The sequence below is a fragment of the uncultured Massilia sp. genome (assembly GCF_913773735.1).
Lineage (GTDB): Bacteria > Pseudomonadota > Gammaproteobacteria > Burkholderiales > Burkholderiaceae_D > Telluria.
In genome coordinates this window covers 18,656-35,354 of sequence record NZ_CAJYEB010000032.1, presented here as the reverse complement: position 1 = coordinate 35,354, position 16,699 = coordinate 18,656, and the positions used below count along the sequence as shown (strand labels likewise).

Here is a 16,699-nt window from a genome sequence, read left to right as displayed (position 1 = left end):
ATTTAACAAACCGCATCCCGCCCTGCCCGCACTCTTCCACGAGGAACCCGAGTCGATGAATACGATGACCGACATGGCCGAACAGCTCGATGTCAAGCTGCTCCTGTCCACGCTGATGGCCCTGAAGAAGGGCGATTTTTCCATCCGCATGCCGTCCGACTGGACCGGCGTGTCGGGGAAGATCGCCGACACGCTGAACGACATCATCGAAACCAAGCAGAAGATGGTCGAAGCGGTGACGGAAGTGTCGCGCGTGGTCGGCCGCGAGGGCCACCTGACCCAGCGCGCCGACGTGCCGGGCGTGGTCGGCGGCTGGTCGACCATCCTCAGCTCGGTCAACACCCTGATCGACGACCTGGTGCGCCCCACCACCGAGATGGCGCGCGTGATCGGCGCCGTGGCCAAGGGCGACCTGTCGCAGACGATGGCGCTCGAAGTCGACGGCCACCCGCTCAAGGGCCAGTACCTGCGCGCGGCCACCACCGCCAACACGATGGTGGAACAGCTCTCGTCGTTCTCCTCCGAGGTGACGCGCGTGGCGCGCGAGGTGGGTACCGAGGGCAAGCTGGGCGGCCAGGCCTACGTGCCGGGCGTGGCCGGCACCTGGAAGGACCTGACCGACTCGGTGAACTCGATGGCGGGCAACCTGACCTCGCAGGTGCGCAACATCGCCGAGGTGACGACCGCGGTGGCGAACGGCGACCTGTCGAAGAAGATCACGGTGGACGTGCGCGGCGAGATCCTGCAGCTGAAGGACACGATCAACGTGATGGTGGACCAGTTGCGCTCCTTCGCCTCCGAGGTGACCCGCGTGGCGCGCGAGGTCGGCACCGAAGGAAAGCTCGGCGGCCAGGCCTACGTGCCGGGCGTGGCGGGCACGTGGAAGGACTTGACCGACAACGTGAACTTCATGGCGTCGAACCTGACGGGCCAGGTGCGCAACATCGCGGCGGTGACCACCGCCGTGGCGAACGGCGACCTGGGCAAGAAGATCACGGTGGACGTGAAGGGCGAGATCCTGGAACTGAAGAACACCATCAACGTGATGGTGGACCAGCTTTCGTCCTTCGCCTCCGAGGTGACCCGCGTGGCGAGGGAAGTGGGTACCGAGGGCAAGCTGGGCGGCCAGGCGATGGTGAAGGGCGTGGCCGGCACGTGGAAGGACTTGACCGACTCGGTGAACTCGATGGCGGGCAACCTCACGGGCCAGGTGCGCAACATCGCGGACGTGACGACCGCGGTGGCGAACGGCGACCTGTCCAAGAAGATCACGGTGGACGTGAAGGGCGAGATCCTGGAGCTGAAGAACACCATCAACGTGATGGTGGACCAGTTGAACTCGTTCGCGTCCGAGGTCACGCGCGTGGCGCGCGAGGTCGGCACCGAGGGCAAGCTGGGCGGCCAGGCCAACGTGCCGGGCGTGGCCGGCACCTGGAAGGACCTGACCGACGGCGTGAACTCGATGGCGGGCAACCTGACGGGCCAGGTCCGTAACATCGCGGAAGTGACGACGGCCGTGGCGAACGGCGACCTGGGCAAGAAGATCACGGTGGACGTGAAGGGCGAGATCCTGGAACTGAAGAACACCATCAACGTGATGGTCGACCAGCTGTCCTCGTTCGCGTCCGAGGTGACCCGCGTGGCGCGCGAGGTCGGCACCGAGGGTAAACTCGGCGGCCAGGCCTACGTGCCGGGCGTGGGCGGCACCTGGAAGGACCTGACCGACAACGTGAACTTCATGGCGTCGAACCTGACAGGCCAGGTCCGTAACATCGCGGCGGTGACCACCGCCGTGGCGCGCGGCGACCTGTCCAAGAAGATCACGGTGGACGTGAAGGGCGAGATCCTGGAACTGAAGGACACCATCAACGTGATGGTGGACCAGCTGTCCTCGTTCGCTTCGGAAGTGACCCGTGTGGCGCGCGAAGTGGGTACCGAGGGCAAGCTGGGCGGCCAGGCGAACGTGTCCGGCGTGGCCGGCACCTGGAAGGACCTGACGGAAAACGTCAACCAGCTGGCGGCGAACCTGACCAACCAGATGCGCGCCATCGGCGAGGTGGCCACCGCCGTGACGCGCGGCGACCTGTCGCGTTCGATCCAGGTGGAAGCGCGCGGCGAGGTGTCCTACCTGAAGGACAACATCAACGAGATGATCCGCAACCTGAAGGAGACGACGCAGAAGAACGCCCAGCAGGACTGGCTCAAGACCAACCTGGCGCGCTTCACCCGGCTGCTGCAGGGCCAGCGCGACCTGCAGGCCGTGACCAAGCTGATCCTGTCCGAACTGGCGCCGCTGGTCTCGGCCCACCACGGCGTGTTCTACATGATGGATTCGCAGGAGATGGAGCAGCGCCTGCGCATGATCGCCTCGTACGGCTACCGCTCCAGCCGCAAGCTGCCGACCTCGTTCGCCCCGGGCGAAGGCCTGGTCGGCCAGTGCGCGATCGAGAAGAGCCGCATCTGGCTGACCGACGTGCCGCGCGACTACATCGTCGTGTCCTCGGGCCTGGGCTCGGCGCCGCCGACGAACATCGTCGTGCTGCCGATCCTGTTCGAGCAGCAGGTCAAGGCCGTCATCGAGATCGCCTCGCTGGACCGCTTCACGGAAACCCACCTGTCCTTCCTCGACCAGCTGATGGAATCGATCGGCGTCGTCCTCAACACCATCGAGGCGAACAGCCGCACCGAGTCGCTGCTGACCCAGTCGCAGTCGCTGGCCCAGGAACTGCAGCAGACCAACCAGGAACTGGCCGAGAAGGCGCGCCTGCTGTCCGAGCAGAACATCGAGGTGGAACGCAAGAACCGCGAGGTGGAACAGGCCAAGCTGGCGCTGGAGGAAAAGGCGACGCAGCTGGCGCTGTCCTCGAAGTACAAGTCCGAGTTCCTGGCCAATATGTCGCACGAACTGCGCACGCCGCTCAACTCCCTCCTGATCCTGGCCCAGCAGCTGTCCGACAACCCGGAGGGCAACCTGTCGTCCAAGCAGGTCGAATTCGCCAAGACCATCCACGGCTCCGGCTCCGACCTGCTCACGCTGATCAACGACATCCTCGACCTGTCGAAGATCGAGTCGGGCACCGTCACGCTGGACGTCTCGGAATACCGCTTCTCCAACCTGCGCAACTACGTCGACCGCACCTTCCGCCACATGGCCGAGGCCAAGCACCTGGGCTTCCAGGTGGACCTGGCGGACAACCTGCCGACGGCCGTGATGACCGACACCACGCGCCTGCAGCAGGTGCTGAAGAACCTGCTGTCGAACGCCTTCAAGTTCACCAGCCACGGCCACGTGTCGCTGACCATCAGCCTGGTCACCAGCGGCTGGACCGCCGACCACCCGCACCTGCTGCATGCCGACGCCGTGCTGGCGTTCTCGGTGCGCGACACCGGCGTCGGCATCCCGTCCGACAAGCTGCAGCTGATCTTCGAGGCATTCCAGCAGGCCGACGGCTCGACCGCGCGCAAGTACGGCGGCACCGGCCTGGGCCTGTCGATCTCGCGCGAGCTGGCACGGTTGCTGGGCGGGGAGATCCGCGTCGAGTCCACGGTCAACGTCGGCTCCACCTTCACGCTGTACCTGCCGTACAACCGCGCCGGCTTCATCAACTACGAGCAGACGCGCCAGCCGCAGCCGGCGCGCCTGGCGCCGCCGCAGACGGTCAGCGGCGTCGTCACCGTGCGCAGCGAGGCCGAGCCGGAGGGCGGCCTGGCCACGCTGGACGCGCACGAGGCCGCCGATGCGGCCGATGCGGCCGGCCTGCCCGAGCCGGCCGACGACGCGGCCGGCATGTTCGAGTACACCTCGATCCGCGACGACCGCGGCCTGGTGCTGCCGGGCGACGCCTCGGTCCTGATCGTCGAGGACGACGAGCGCTTCGCCAAGACCCTGCTCGACTTCGCGCGCGAGAAGAACTTCAAGGGCGTCGTCACCCAGCGCGGCGATTCCGCGCTGTCGCTGGCGCGCGACTACCTGCCCTCGGCGATCCTGCTCGACATCGACCTGCCCGACATCGACGGCCTGACGGTGCTCGACCGCCTTAAGCGCGACCCCGGCACGCGCCACATCCCGGTGCACGTGATCTCGGCGCTGCGCGAGCGCGAACGGGCGTTGCGCCAGGGCGCCATCTCCTACATCAACAAGCCGGTCGACCGCGACATGCTGCAGGAGGAATTCAAGCGCATCCAGAAGTTCCTGATGGGCGGCAAGCGCTCGCTGCTGGTGGTCGAGGACGACCCGGCCCAGCGCGACGCCATCGTGGCGCTGATCGGCGCTTCCGACGTGCACATCGTCACGGCCGAAGACGGCAAGTCGGCGCTGCAGGCGCTGGCCTCCGACCAGTTCGACTGCATGGTGCTGGACCTGACCCTGCCCGACGTGTCCGGCTTCGACCTGCTCGACCAGGTCGGCAAGCAGCCGCAGCTGCGCGACCTGCCGATCGTGATCTACACCGCGCAGGAGCTGTCGCGCAAGGAGGTCACCAAGCTGAAGCGCTATGCCAAGACCATCGTGGTCAAGGATGCGCGCTCGCCCGAGCGCCTGCTCGACGAGACCGCGCTGTTCCTGCACCGCTCGCAGGCCAGCCTGCCCGAGGTGCAGCGGCGCATGCTGGAAGAAATCCACGCGCTCGACGGCGGCCTGGCCGGACGCAAGGTGCTGATCGTCGACGACGACCTGCGCAACATCTTCGCCCTGTCCTCGCTGCTGGAGCGCCAGCAGATGCAGGTGCTGTTCGCCGAGAACGGCCGCGACGGCATCGAGGTGCTGGAAAAGGACCCGGGCATCGAGATCGTCCTGATGGACATCATGATGCCGGAGATGGACGGCTACGACACGATGCGCGCGATCCGCCGCATCCCGAAGTTCAAGTCGCTGCCGATCATCACGCTCACGGCCAAGGCGATGAAGGGCGACCGCGACAAGTGCATCGCGGCGGGCGCTTCCGACTACATCACCAAGCCGGTCGACGTGGCCCAGCTGCTGTCGATGATGCGCGTGTGGCTGCACTGATGGCCTGGACCGGACTGGCCGCCGGCCTGGCGGTCGAGGAACTGGAAACCGAGCTGCTGCTGGAGGCGGTGTTCCAGCGCTTCGGCCACGACTTCCGCGCCTGGGACCGCGCCGTGCTGCGCGCCCGGCTGGCGCAGGCGCTGCGCGCGCACGGGGTGCGCACCCTGTCCGGCCTGCAGGAACGGATCCTGCACGACGGCGCCGCGGCGGCGCGCCTGCTGCGCCAGCTGGCGCCGGCGCCGGCCGCGCTGTTCGACAATCCCGGCCATGCGGCGCGCCTGCGCGCCGTGCTGGCGCCGTCGCTGAGCGGCTGGCCGCTGCCGCGCGTGTGGGTCGCCGAATGCGCCGGCATCGGCGAAGCGTGGACGCTGGCCGTGGTGCTGGCCGAGGAAGGCGTGCTGGACCGGCTCGACATCCACGCCACGCTGGCCAACGAGGAACTGGTGGCGCAGATGCAGGATGCGTGGCTGCCCCTGTCCCACCTGGAGGAGGCGCACGCGCGCCACGCCGCCAGCGGCGCGGCCGGCGCGCTGATGGCGCACTTCGAGGTGCGCGACGGCATGGCGCGCCTGCGCGCCGAACTGCGCCGGCGCATCACCTGGTCGCAGTACAGCCTGGTGACCGACGCCTCGTTCAACGAGTTCCAGGCGATCGTCTGCTGCCATGCGCTGGCCGACTTCGGCCCGGTGCTGCGCCAGCGCGTGCTGCGCCTGTTCCACGACAGCCTGGCGCGCTTCGGCGTGTTGTGCCTGGACCGGCCGCTGGCCGTGTCGGATGCGCACGCGGGCGCCTACCAGGCCATCGCGGGCGAGCGGCCGTGGTACAAGCGGGTGGGATGAGGCGCGGCCCATGAACGTCGCCCCGGACCCGGCGGGCGGCGTCCGGTCGACGCCATCTAGATCGCGCCCGCGCTCGGCCGCTCCGCCATCCGGTCGCGCCACGCCTGCAGGTGGTCCATCCCCTCCTGCCCGGGGCGGAACTTCATCAGCCCGCGCGCGAACTCCAGCGCGCAGAACGCCGTGATGTCGGCGATCGTGAAGCGCTCCCCGGCCACGTACGGCTGCCCGGCCAGCACCCCGTCCAGCCAGCGCGCCGTCGCGCGCACCTTGTCGCCCTGCGACACGCCGAAGGCGCCGAACTGAGGCTGTTCCAGCATCGCCAGGCCCGGATGCGTGTGGCGGACGCAGTTGGCGATGCGCAGGAACAGCTGCAGCTCGCAGCGCCGGTCCATCATCTCGATGAAGGCGCGCTCCTCGAAGCCCTCGCCCATCAGGTTCGGCTGCGGGTGCAGCCCCTCCAGGTAAGTGCAGATCGCGCGCGTCTCGGACAGCGTGCGGCCGTCGTCGAGTTCCAGCACCGGCACCTGGGCCAGCGGGTTCTTGCCGACGAAGTCGTCGCTGCGGTGCTCGCCCCGTCCCAGGTCGACCTGCACGACCTCGATGCCCGCGATCCCCTTCTCGGCCATGAACATCGATACGCGGCGCGGATTGGGCGCGCGGCTGGCGCTGTAAAGTCTCATGTCGTCCTCCTGTCCTGTTCCTGTCCATGATCGGCGTATTGCACCCGATCATAGCGCATTGCTGCGTTGACATTGTCATGGTTTTGCCCGTAGATTCGCTCCCTGGCCTTGCCCGTCGTACGACACCCAGCGCGCAAGTTCGACATACATACAACCAGGACCCACGACTTCCCATGCACCGCCGCCTGCTTTCCGCCGCCATCGCCCTGGCCTTCGCCGGCCTGCCCGCCGCCCACGCCCATGCCGCGCCCGCCAGGGCCGCCAAGGCCGCCGTCGAGACCACCACCCAGCTGCCGCGCGGCGTCGCGCCGACGCACTACGACGTCTCGCTGACGCCGGACGCCGCCGCCGCGACCTTCGGCGCCAGGGCCGTCATCACCGTCACGGTGGCCAAGGCCACCGACAGCATCACGCTCAATGCCGCCGACCTCAAGTTTTCCAGCGCCAGCATCGCGCCCGCCGCGGGCGGCGCGGCCGCCAGCGCCACCACGACGGTGGACGCCGAGGCGCAGACGGCGACCTTCCGCTTCGCGCGTCCGCTGGCGCCCGGCAGCTACCGCCTGACGCTCGACTACACCGGCGTGATCGGCACCCAGGCCGTCGGCCTGTTCTCGCTCGACTACCCGGGCGCGGACGGCAAGCCGCAGCGCGCCCTGTTCACCCAGTTCGAGAACTCGGACGCGCGCCGCATGATCCCGTCCTGGGACGAGCCGGCGTACAAGGCCAGCTTCGCGCTCGACGTGGTCGTGCCGGCCGGCCAGATGGCGGTCAGCAATATGCCGGGCAAGGTCGAGACCCTGGCGGACGGCCGCCAGCACGTGCGCTTCGCGCCCACGCCGAAGATGTCGACCTACCTGCTGTTCTTCGGCCTGGGCGACTTCGAGCGCGCCACGGCCAGCGTCGAGGGCACGGAACTGGGCGTCATCACGCGCCGCGGCGCCGTCAAGCAGGCCGAGTTCGCGCTCGAATCCTCCAAGGCCATCCTGAAGGAATACAACGACTACTTCGGCGTGCGCTACCCGCTGCCCAAGCTCGACAACATCGCCGGCCCGGGCCAGAGCCAGTTCTTCAGCGCGATGGAAAACTGGGGCGCGATCTTCACCTTCGAATACGCGCTGCTGCTCGACCCGGCGATCTCGACCCAGGGCGACCGCCAGAACGTGTTCGTCACCGCGGCCCACGAGATGGCGCACCAGTGGTTCGGCGACCTGGTCACGATGCGCTGGTGGGACGACCTGTGGCTCAACGAAGGCTTCGCCTCGTGGATGGAAGGCCGCATCACCGAGCGCCTGCATCCGGAATGGAACAGCCACCTGGGCGCGGTCGGCGGCCGCGACGGCGCCATGACGCGCGACTCCACCGCCGCCACCCACCCGGTCGTGCAGCACATCGAGACCGTCGAGCAGGCCAGCCAGGCCTTCGACGAGATCACCTACCAGAAGGGCGAGGCCGTGATCCGCATGCTCGAGGCCTACGTGGGCGAGGATGCGTGGCGCAACGGCGTGCGCGCCTACATGAAGGCCCATGCCTACGGCAACACCGTGTCGGACGACCTGTGGAAGCAGATCGAGAAGGCGGCGAAGAAGCCGGTGACGGCGATCGCCCACGACTTCACGCTGCAGCCGGGCGTGCCCCTGATCCGCGTCGGCGAACCGTCCTGCACCGGCGGCAAGACCACGGTGGCGCTGACCCAGGCCGAGTTCTCGCGCGACCGCCCCGACAAGGCGCCGCTGGCCTGGCGCGTGCCGGTCATCGCGCAGGTGGCCGGCAACAAGGCGGCCAGCACGCTGGTCGCGGGCGGCAAGGGCACGATCACGCTGCCGGGCTGCGGCGCCGTGGTCGTGAACGCCGGCCAGAGCGGCTATTACCGCACGCTGTACGCGCCGGCCCAGTTCGCCGCGCTGGCGCGCGAATTCGCGAAGCTGGCGCCGATCGACCAGATCGGCCTGCTGTCCGACAGTTCTGCGCTGGGCATGGCCGGCATGCAGCCGGCATCCGACGCGCTCGCCCTGGCCAAGGGCGCGCCGCTGGGCGCCGAGCCGCAGGTGTGGGCGCGCATCGCCGGCATCCTCTCCGGCTGGCACGCCCGCTATAACGGCGAGCCGCAGCGCCAGCAGGCGTTCGACGCCTTCGCCGTCGCGCGCCTGGCGCCCGTGATGGCCCAGGTCGGCTGGAACGCCCGCGCCGGCGAGGCGACCTCGGTCGCCAACCTGCGCAACCAGCTGATCGCGGTCTTGAGCGAACTGGGCGACACCGGCGTGATCGCCGAGGCGCGCCGCCGCTACGCCGCCATGGACAAGGATCCGCAAGCCGTGCCGGGCCAGCTGCGCAAGACCATCCTCGCGGTGGTCGCCCAGCACGCCGACGCCGCCACCTGGGACGCGCTGCGCGCCCGCGCCCAGGCGGAAACGACGCCGCTGCTCAAGTCCAACCTGTATGCGCTGCTGGGCACCGCGCGCGACAAGGCGCTGGCCCAGCGCGCGCTGGACCTGGCGCTGACCGACGAACCGGGCCTGACCAGCAGCGCGTCGATGATCGGCGCCGTGGCCGGACGCTACCCGGACATGGCCTTCGACTTCGCCCTGGCCCACCAGGACCAGATGAACCAGCGCATCGACGCCACCTCGCGCAGCCGCTACTACGCGCGCCTGGCCTACGGCTCGTCCGACCCGGCGATGATCGGCAAGCTGGACGCCTACGCAGGCGCCAACCTGGCGGCGAGCGCGCGCGGCGACGTCGAGGCGAGCATCGCCGCGATCCAGGACCGCATCAAGGTCAAGGAGCAGCGCCTGCCGGACATCGACGCCTGGCTCGCGAAGAACGCCAACTGATCTGGCGTCGCGCGGCGCCGGACCGACGTTTTTCGGCGTCGATCCGGTGCCGGCGTCGGTGGGCACCCCGTGCCCGCCAGACGCTTGCGTGATGCCGGCGCCTGGTGGGCACGTTTCATTCGAGGTCCCCGGCCTCAAATGAAACGTGCCCACCCTACCCGTCGCATCGCCGGGTACGCCTTCGCTGCATTACCACCCTCCGCTTCCCGACGCCGCCAGCACCCTGCGCCGGCGCGCTTCCAGCCAGCCGTCCAGCGTGGCCGCCGCGCCCTTCGGCAAATGCAACCCCAGCTTGGTCCGGCGCCACAGGATGTCGGCCGCCGTCATGGCCCATTCGTGGCGCACCAGGTAGTCGGCCTCCGCCTCGAACAGCCCCGGTACGATTTCCTCGCCCATGTCGTCGACGGCGCGCCGGCCGGACAGCAGGATGGCCAGCCGCGTGCCGTAGGCGCGCGCATAGCGTTCCAGCAGCGCCGGCGGCAGCCACGCGTATTGCTGGCGGCGCGTGCGCAGCCAGGCATCGAATTCCAGCACGGCGCGCGCCACCGGCACCCGGCCGTACAGGTCGCCGCCCGGCAGGCAGGCCTGCGCCGTCCACGGCCGCGCCTGGCGGCCGAGCGCGGGACAGACCAGGTCGACGGCCTGCTCGGCCAGCTTGCGGAAGGTCGTGATCTTGCCGCCGAATACGGACAGCAGGGGCACGCCGAACCGGTCGTCGCGTTCCAGCCGGTAGTCGCGGCTGGCGCGCGCGGCGGGCGGCGCCGACGCCGCCGCGACGGTGCCCGCCGCGCCGACCAGCGGCCGCACGCCCGCGTAGCTCCACACGACGTCGCCAGGGCCGATGTGGCGCTCGAAGCTGCGGTTGACGGCATCGCACAGGTAGGCGGTTTCCATGGCGCTGATCGCCACGCGGTCGAGGGCGCCCACTGCGGCCGTGTGCTCGACGTCGGTGGTGCCCACCAGCGTGAACGCGCCCTCGTAGGGCAGCGCGAACACGATGCGGCCGTCGGGTTGCTGCAGCAGGTAGGCGTCGTCATGCGCGAACAGGCGCGGCACCACGATGTGGCTGCCCTTGACCAGCCGCAGCGGCGGGGTGCCGCCGATGCCCGCGACGTCCTGCAGGAACGCCGCCGCCCAGGGCCCGGCGGCGTTCACCAGGCAGCGCGCATGCACGTGCGTGACGCCCTGCCCGGCCTGGCCGTCGAGGCTGGCGGCCCAGCGCCCGCCCTCCGGCCAGGCGCGCACGCAGCGCGTGCGCGTGAGCACGGTCGCGCCGCGCTCGCGCGCGTCGAGCGCGGCCAGCACCACCAGGCGGGCATCGTCGACCCAGGCGTCGGCATACGAGAACGCGCGCGTGAACCGGCGCTGCAGCGGCGCGCCGGCCGGATCGCCGCGCAGTTGCAGGCGCGTGGACGGCGCCAGGAAGTCGCGCGGCGCCAGGTGGTCGTAGAGGAACAGGCCGGCGCGGATCATCCAGGCGGGACGCTGCCCCGGCGCATGCGGCATCACGAAGCGCAGCGGGCGCATGATGTGCGGCGCGCTTTTCAGCAGCACCTCGCGCTCGGCCAGCGCCTTGCGCACCAGGCCGAATTCCCAGTGTTCGAGGTAGCGCAGGCCGCCGTGGATCAGCTTGCTCGAGGCGGACGAGGTATGCTGCCCGAGGTCGTCCTTGTCGCACAGGACGACGCGCAGGCCGCGCCCGGCTGCGTCGCGCGCGATGCCGGCGCCATTGATGCCGCCGCCGACGACCAGCAGGTCGCAATCGATGCGCTTCGGTGTTCCCGTCATTGGTCCTCCCATTCCCGTCCCCCCGCGATGTGGCCGTCGGGCCGCAGGTCAATATACTGCCTGAAGACGCCCCGGTGTTCGGCCACGTCAATCCAGCCGGGGAACTCGGCGGGCCGTGTAGAATCCTGCCATGACGACCTGCCTCCGTGTCCGCTGAGATGGCGCCCGAGATGCGCGCCTGGGTCCGCATGCCTTCGGGCAAGCGGCTCGACCTGTTGAATCCGACGCCCTTCGACTGGGACGACGCCGACCTGGCGCTCGGCCTGGCCCGCACCTACCGCTGGGGCGGCCATTCGGCCTGGCCGCTGCCGCTGTCGGTGGCCCAGCATTCCATCGCCGTGATGCTGCTGCGCCGCACCGCCGCCCCCGCGCCCTTGCCGGCGGTGATCGAATTGCGCGAACTGCTGCACGACGCCGAGGAAGGCCTGCTCGGCTTCGATGCCGTGTCGCCGATCAAGCCCTTCCTCGGCGACGGTTTCCGGGCGCTCACGCGGCGCCTGGAACAGGCCGTGTTCCTGCGCTACGGCCTGCCGGCCTGGACGCCGTCCGAGCATGCCCTGCACAAGCGCGCCGACCGTTTGGCCGCGGCCAGCGAAGCCGTCCACGTCGCCGGCTGGTCGGTGCAGGAAGTGCGCGCCACGTTGAAGATCCGCTCGGCGGTGCTGGAACGCGATCCGCTGGCCGAGGCCTATGGCTGCACGCCGTGGGAACCGTGGCCGCCGCTATTGGCCGCCGAACGCTTCCTGGCGGCGCTGGAGACCCTGCTGCGCCGGATCGACCAGGGCGACGCGGCCTGAATGGCGGCGTGGCGGCGCGGCGACCAGCGCCCTGCCCTACGGTCTCCCCGCTCCCGTCGCGGGAACATGATCCCCGTCAAATCTTATCGACTTGCAAATGCTCGATGGCGGATCAAATAAATGACCTAAGGCATTGATTCGATTCGCTTTATTCCAATATCCACAAGAAATGTGGATAACTATGTGGACAAGCGCCTCTTGACAAGCCAGAAGTGCAGTATTGATGCGGGTTTCAACAAACTGCCCAAGGAACAGGCAAATTATGAACCCTTTGAAATCAAGGACTTGCACCTGCTCGCGTTTTAAGCATGGCGTAATACGAGGCAAATTCCTACAAAAATCATGCACGGGGGATAACTCACCACAAGTCACGCGCAACCGACGCCTTCTCATCCTTTTTTAGTATCATTTCCACAACTGCCGCGCGCGGTCGCGCACCAGCATGCGCACGCTGTCGGGCATCGGCTTGCGGCTTTGCGGCGTCTCGGCGTCCATCCACACGCATTCCTCGAAATGCCTGAGCATCGCCGGCGCGATGAAGCGCGTGCGCTGGGCGTACACGTGGCGGTCGCCCATCTGTGCCTGCTGCTTGACGAAGAAACGGTTCGGCACCACCAGGTGCAGGTGCTCCTTGGCGCGGGTCATCGCCACGTACAGCAGGCGCCGCTCTTCCTCGATGTCCTCGAGGCTGCCCGTCGCCAGGTCGGACGGGATGCAACCGTCGACCACGTTGAGCACGTGCACGGCCTTCCACTCCTGCCCCTTGGCGGAGTGGATCGTGGACAGGATCAGGTAATCCTCGTCGCGCAGCGGCGCGCCGGCGCGGTCGCTGGTCGCGTCCGGGGGATCGAGCGTCAGCTCGGTCAGGAAATTCTCGCGCGAGCCGTAGCCGCCCGCCAGTTGCACCAGTTGCTCGAGGTCGGCGGCCCGCACCGGCGCGTCGTCGAACAGGCGTTCCAGGTGCGGCAGGTACCAGTCCTTGACCAGCTCGACGTCGAGCGGCCAGCGCAGGCCGGTGGTCCCCAGCGTGCGGAACAGCGCGGCGAACTGGCGCCATTCGGCCTCGGCGCGCTTGGGCACCGCGTACGCCGCCAGCGCGTCGGCCGGCGCCGCCGCGGCGGCCACGGCGTCGAGGATGCGCGCCGCCGTCGCCGGGCCGATCCCGGGGATCAGCTGCAGTACGCGAAAGCCGGCCACGCGCCCGCCCGGATTCTGGGCGAAGCGCAACACGCCCAGCAGGTCCTTGACGTGCGCCGCCTCGAGGAACTTCAGGCCGCCGAATTTCACGAACGGGATGTTGCGCCGGACCAGCTCCAGCTCCAGCGCCGCGCTGTGGCTGGCGGCGCGGAACAGCACCGCCTGCTGCGTCAGCCGGATGCCGGCCTCGCGCTGCTCCAGCACGCGCCGGCAGACCCAGCGCGCCTGCTCGGCCTCGTCGGGGATCAGGACCAGTTCCGGCTTGCCGCTCGCCTGGCGATCGGTCCACAACGTCTTGGCGTGGCGTTCGACGGCGGCCGCGATCACGGCGTTGGACGCGTCCAGGATCGGCTGCGTCGAGCGGTAGTTGCGGTCCAGCGTGACGACCTCGGCCGGCTGGCTGAACTGCTGCGGGAAGTCGAGGATGTTGCGTACCGTGGCGCCGCGGAAGGAATAGATGGCCTGGGCGTCGTCGCCGACCACCATCACGCCGCGCCCGTCCGGCTTCATGCCCTGCAGGATGGCGGCCTGCAGGCGGTTGGTGTCCTGGTACTCGTCGACCAGCACGTGGTCGAACAATGCGCCCAGTTCCGGGCCGAGCTCGGGGTCGGACGCCATCTCGGACCAGAACAGCAGCAGGTCGTCGTAGTCGAGCACGTTCTGCTCCTGCTTGGCGTCGACGTAGGCGCCGAACAGGCGCTTGAGCTGCTCTTCCCATTCGCCGCACCACGGGAACGTCGACTGCAGCACCGCGTCCAGCGGATCGCGGCTGTTGACGACCCGCGAGTAGATGGCCAGGCAGGTGCCCTTCAACGGGAAGCGCTTCTGGGTCTGGCCCAGGCCGATCTCCTGGCGCACCATGCCCATCAGGTCCTCGGAATCGGCGCGGTCGTGGATGGTGAACGCGGGGTCCAGGCCGATGCGGCCGGCGTATTCGCGCAGCAGGCGCGCGCCGATGCTGTGGAAGGTGCCGGCCCAGGGCAGGCTGGCGAAGGCCTGCGTCGACGTGCCGAACAGGCGCTGCAGCACGCCGGCGGCGCGCTGCCCCATCTCGTTGGCGGCGCGGCGCGAAAAGGTCAGCAGCAGGATGCGCTGCGGATCGGCCCCGGACTGGATCAGGCGCGCGACGCGGTGCGCCAGCGTACTGGTCTTGCCGGAACCGGCGCCGGCCACGACCAGCAGCGGACGCGGCGCCGCCACGCCGATGTCGTGCTCGACGGCGGCGCGCTGCTCGGCATTGAGGCTGGCGAACGGGTCGCGGGCGGCATCGGCTGCATGGGCGGCATCGGCCGGGGCAGCGGATTCGGCGGGAGTGGCGGTGGCGGTAGACATGGACGAGCTGGAAAGATGACTAGACTGTACATTTATCCAGTAGGCTTGCGCAAGCGGGATCGGCAGTCGCGGAATGACAGGTGTAGCGAAATGGCATCAGCGTCCGCGCGCGGCCGCCGCCTCGCGCGACGAAGGCGCGCCAAGTGCATGGTTTTAAAGGGATTGACCAGATATCCACAAAAATTGTGGACAAGCTTGTGGAAAAACACCTACTTGACACGCCGGAAGCGAGACGGGATGCGGCTTCCAACAACTTGCCCGTTGCGCAGGCAATTCGCGCCCCACGTAAAATCAAGGGTTTACGAAGTCAAGTAGCGCACAGATCAAAAAAATATGCAAGATGAACACAAGAAATTTTTGTGTATAACCTTGCGTGCATGCGCGCCTGGCGCGACTCCGGAATCGCCGGAATCGCCTTCAGGGCGCGCTCAGACCGACCATGCGCGCCGGCATCCCGGCTGGGTCAGCACGCGTTCGATGACCGCGTTCGGCACCTCCTGGGAACGCAGGTATTCGACCGCGGTCATGGTATTGCCGCGCTGCTGGAGCGCGATACCCAGGTCGACGATTTCCTGCATCTGGATGTCGCGGCGCTGGTAGTTGACGGTCATGGGGTCGTCGTCCCGTTCGAGGATGTCCTGGTTCATCGCGTTTCCCGCTGGATGGAAGATAAAGGCCTGGCACCAAGGAGTATTTGCCAGGATGAGCCGAAGTCAAGGCGAATTTCGCATATCGGCATGAATTCTTCGTGACAACCACGGCGCTGCCTGCGCCCGCCACCTCCCGCGTGCGCCGCGTGCCGGCGCCGCGCCCTAGAATGAAGGCCATCGACCACTCTCCAGCGAGGCCCCCATGAGCGTCCATCCCGACCCCGACCTGAAGCCCGGGGACGAAGCCGAACCCGGTACGCCCGGCACCGGCGACGACCTGTGCGACACCTGCGGCGGCAGCGGCAAGCTGTCCGACGGCAAGACCTGTCCCGAGTGCGAAGGCACCGGCCACGTGGTGCGCGGCATCGGCGGCGGCTGAGGCGCGCGCCCTGGCCGTCCCTCCGGCCGCCCCCTGCCGGCCGCGCGGCCGGCATCCCCCATGGGCATCCGCCCGCAGGCGCAGGAACGTCGCAGTTGAGGCATACTTGCGCTTTCATCAATGCGTCACGATCCCGGGGGACCCCACCATGACCGAACTCCTCAGCGAGCACGCCTGCTTCGGCGGCGTGCAGCGTTTCTACAAGTTCGACTCCGCCGCCATCGGCCTGCCGATGCGCTTCGCCGTCTACCTGCCGCCCGACCACGCCGGCAAGCGCCTGCCGGTGCTGTTCTACCTGGCGGGCCTGACCTGCACCGAAGAAACCTTCGCGATCAAGGCCGGCGCCCAGCGCGTGGCGGCCGAGGAAGGCCTGATCCTGGTGATGCCGGACACCAGCCCGCGCGGCGCCGGCGTGCCCGGCGAAACCGATGCGTGGGACTTCGGCGCCGGCGCCGGCTTCTACGTCGACGCCGTGCAGGCGCCCTGGTCCACCCACTACCGCATGTACAGCCACATCCTGGAACTGCGCGAGCGCGTGCTGGCCGAACTGCCGGCCGACCCGGCCCGCGTGGGCATCTTCGGCCACTCGATGGGCGGCCACGGCGCGCTGATGCTGGCGCTGCGCAACCCGGCCCTGTTCCAGTCGGTGTCGGCATTCGCGCCGATCGCCGCGCCGACCCGCTGCCCGTGGGGCCAAAAGGCGTTCACCGGCTACCTCGGCGACGACCAGGCGGCCTGGCGCGCCTACGACGCCACCGAACTCATGGCGCGCAGCACCGAACCGCCCTTCCCCAAGGGCATCCTGGTCGACCAGGGCATGGCCGACAAATTCCTGGCCGAGCAACTGTACCCGGAAGCCTTCGAGGAAGCCTGCCGCGCCGTCGGCCAGCCGCTCGAACTGCGCCGCCACGCAGGCTATGACCACGGCTATTACTTCATCCAGACCTTCGTCGCCGACCACCTGCGCTTCCACCGCCGCAACCTGGCCTGAGTCCGGCGTCGAGGGCGCGACCGACGCCGCATGCCGGCAGGCAAACGAGCGGCACCCGGACGGGCAGGTGGTGTAGGCTGGGCGTTCCACCTGCCGCTACCCAAGCAGCGCCAGGCTGCCGGCCGGGCCGGACCAAGCGCAGGCTGGGGCGAGGCGCGAGAACGGCGTGCTGGCGCGCACGTTGCCCGGCACGCCGGGCGGCGCCGC

At 68.9% G+C, this 16,699-nt stretch carries 10 protein-coding genes; 6 read left to right on the top strand and 4 right to left on the bottom strand.

Features of this window, described 5'->3' with window-relative positions:
* Positions 1 to 55: 55 nt before the first annotated feature.
* On the top strand, positions 56 to 5,008 hold the full coding sequence (locus tag QZ749_RS15720; RefSeq protein ID WP_296948784.1) for a response regulator: 4,953 nt from the start codon (positions 56 to 58) through the stop codon (positions 5,006 to 5,008).
* The gene (locus QZ749_RS15715; RefSeq protein WP_296948783.1) at positions 4,996 to 5,847 is read left to right on the top strand and encodes a CheR family methyltransferase; all 852 of its coding nucleotides are present in this window, start codon (positions 4,996 to 4,998) and stop codon (positions 5,845 to 5,847) included. The genes QZ749_RS15720 and QZ749_RS15715 overlap by 13 nt, the downstream gene beginning before the upstream one ends.
* Before the next feature lie 56 nt (positions 5,848 to 5,903).
* Here the strand turns inward: QZ749_RS15715 and QZ749_RS15710 are convergent, their stop codons facing one another.
* Positions 5,904 to 6,527: a glutathione S-transferase family protein gene (locus QZ749_RS15710; protein ID WP_296948782.1), complete on the bottom strand. Its 624-nt coding sequence runs from the start codon at positions 6,525 to 6,527 to the stop codon at positions 5,904 to 5,906.
* 173 nt (positions 6,528 to 6,700) lie between these two features.
* Here QZ749_RS15710 and QZ749_RS15705 point away from each other — a divergent pair, with 173 nt between their 5' ends.
* Positions 6,701 to 9,358 (top strand): M1 family metallopeptidase, encoded by a 2,658-nt coding sequence (locus QZ749_RS15705; protein ID WP_296948781.1) that lies wholly within the window; start codon positions 6,701 to 6,703, stop codon positions 9,356 to 9,358.
* Positions 9,359 to 9,547: 189 nt separating this feature from the next.
* Here QZ749_RS15705 and glpD read toward each other — a convergent pair whose 3' ends face one another.
* The gene (gene glpD, locus QZ749_RS15700) at positions 9,548 to 11,146 is read right to left on the bottom strand and encodes a glycerol-3-phosphate dehydrogenase (protein WP_296948778.1); all 1,599 of its coding nucleotides are present in this window, start codon (positions 11,144 to 11,146) and stop codon (positions 9,548 to 9,550) included.
* Between the two features lie 188 nt (positions 11,147 to 11,334).
* On the opposite strand from glpD, the gene QZ749_RS15695 reads away from it, so the two are divergent.
* Positions 11,335 to 11,943, top strand: coding sequence for a phosphohydrolase (locus QZ749_RS15695; protein ID WP_296948946.1), 609 nt, complete (start codon positions 11,335 to 11,337; stop codon positions 11,941 to 11,943).
* Positions 11,944 to 12,348: 405 nt separating this feature from the next.
* On the opposite strand, the gene QZ749_RS15690 is transcribed toward QZ749_RS15695, so the two are convergent.
* Entirely contained in the window at positions 12,349 to 14,472 is a 2,124-nt protein-coding gene (locus QZ749_RS15690; RefSeq protein WP_296948777.1) for an ATP-dependent helicase, read from the bottom strand.
* A gap of 428 nt (positions 14,473 to 14,900) precedes the next feature.
* Complete coding sequence (locus tag QZ749_RS15685) at positions 14,901 to 15,119, bottom strand: hypothetical protein (protein ID WP_296948776.1); 219 nt, start codon at positions 15,117 to 15,119, stop codon at positions 14,901 to 14,903.
* A 205-nt stretch (positions 15,120 to 15,324) separates the two neighbouring features.
* On the opposite strand from QZ749_RS15685, the gene QZ749_RS15680 reads away from it, so the two are divergent.
* Together QZ749_RS15680 and fghA are read left to right on the top strand one after the other, a co-directional pair.
* Positions 15,325 to 15,501 (top strand): hypothetical protein, encoded by a 177-nt coding sequence (locus QZ749_RS15680; RefSeq protein WP_296948774.1) that lies wholly within the window; start codon positions 15,325 to 15,327, stop codon positions 15,499 to 15,501.
* A 148-nt stretch (positions 15,502 to 15,649) separates the two neighbouring features.
* Positions 15,650 to 16,492: an S-formylglutathione hydrolase gene (gene fghA / locus QZ749_RS15675; protein WP_296948773.1), complete on the top strand. Its 843-nt coding sequence runs from the start codon at positions 15,650 to 15,652 to the stop codon at positions 16,490 to 16,492.
* Positions 16,493 to 16,699: the final 207 nt, after the last annotated feature.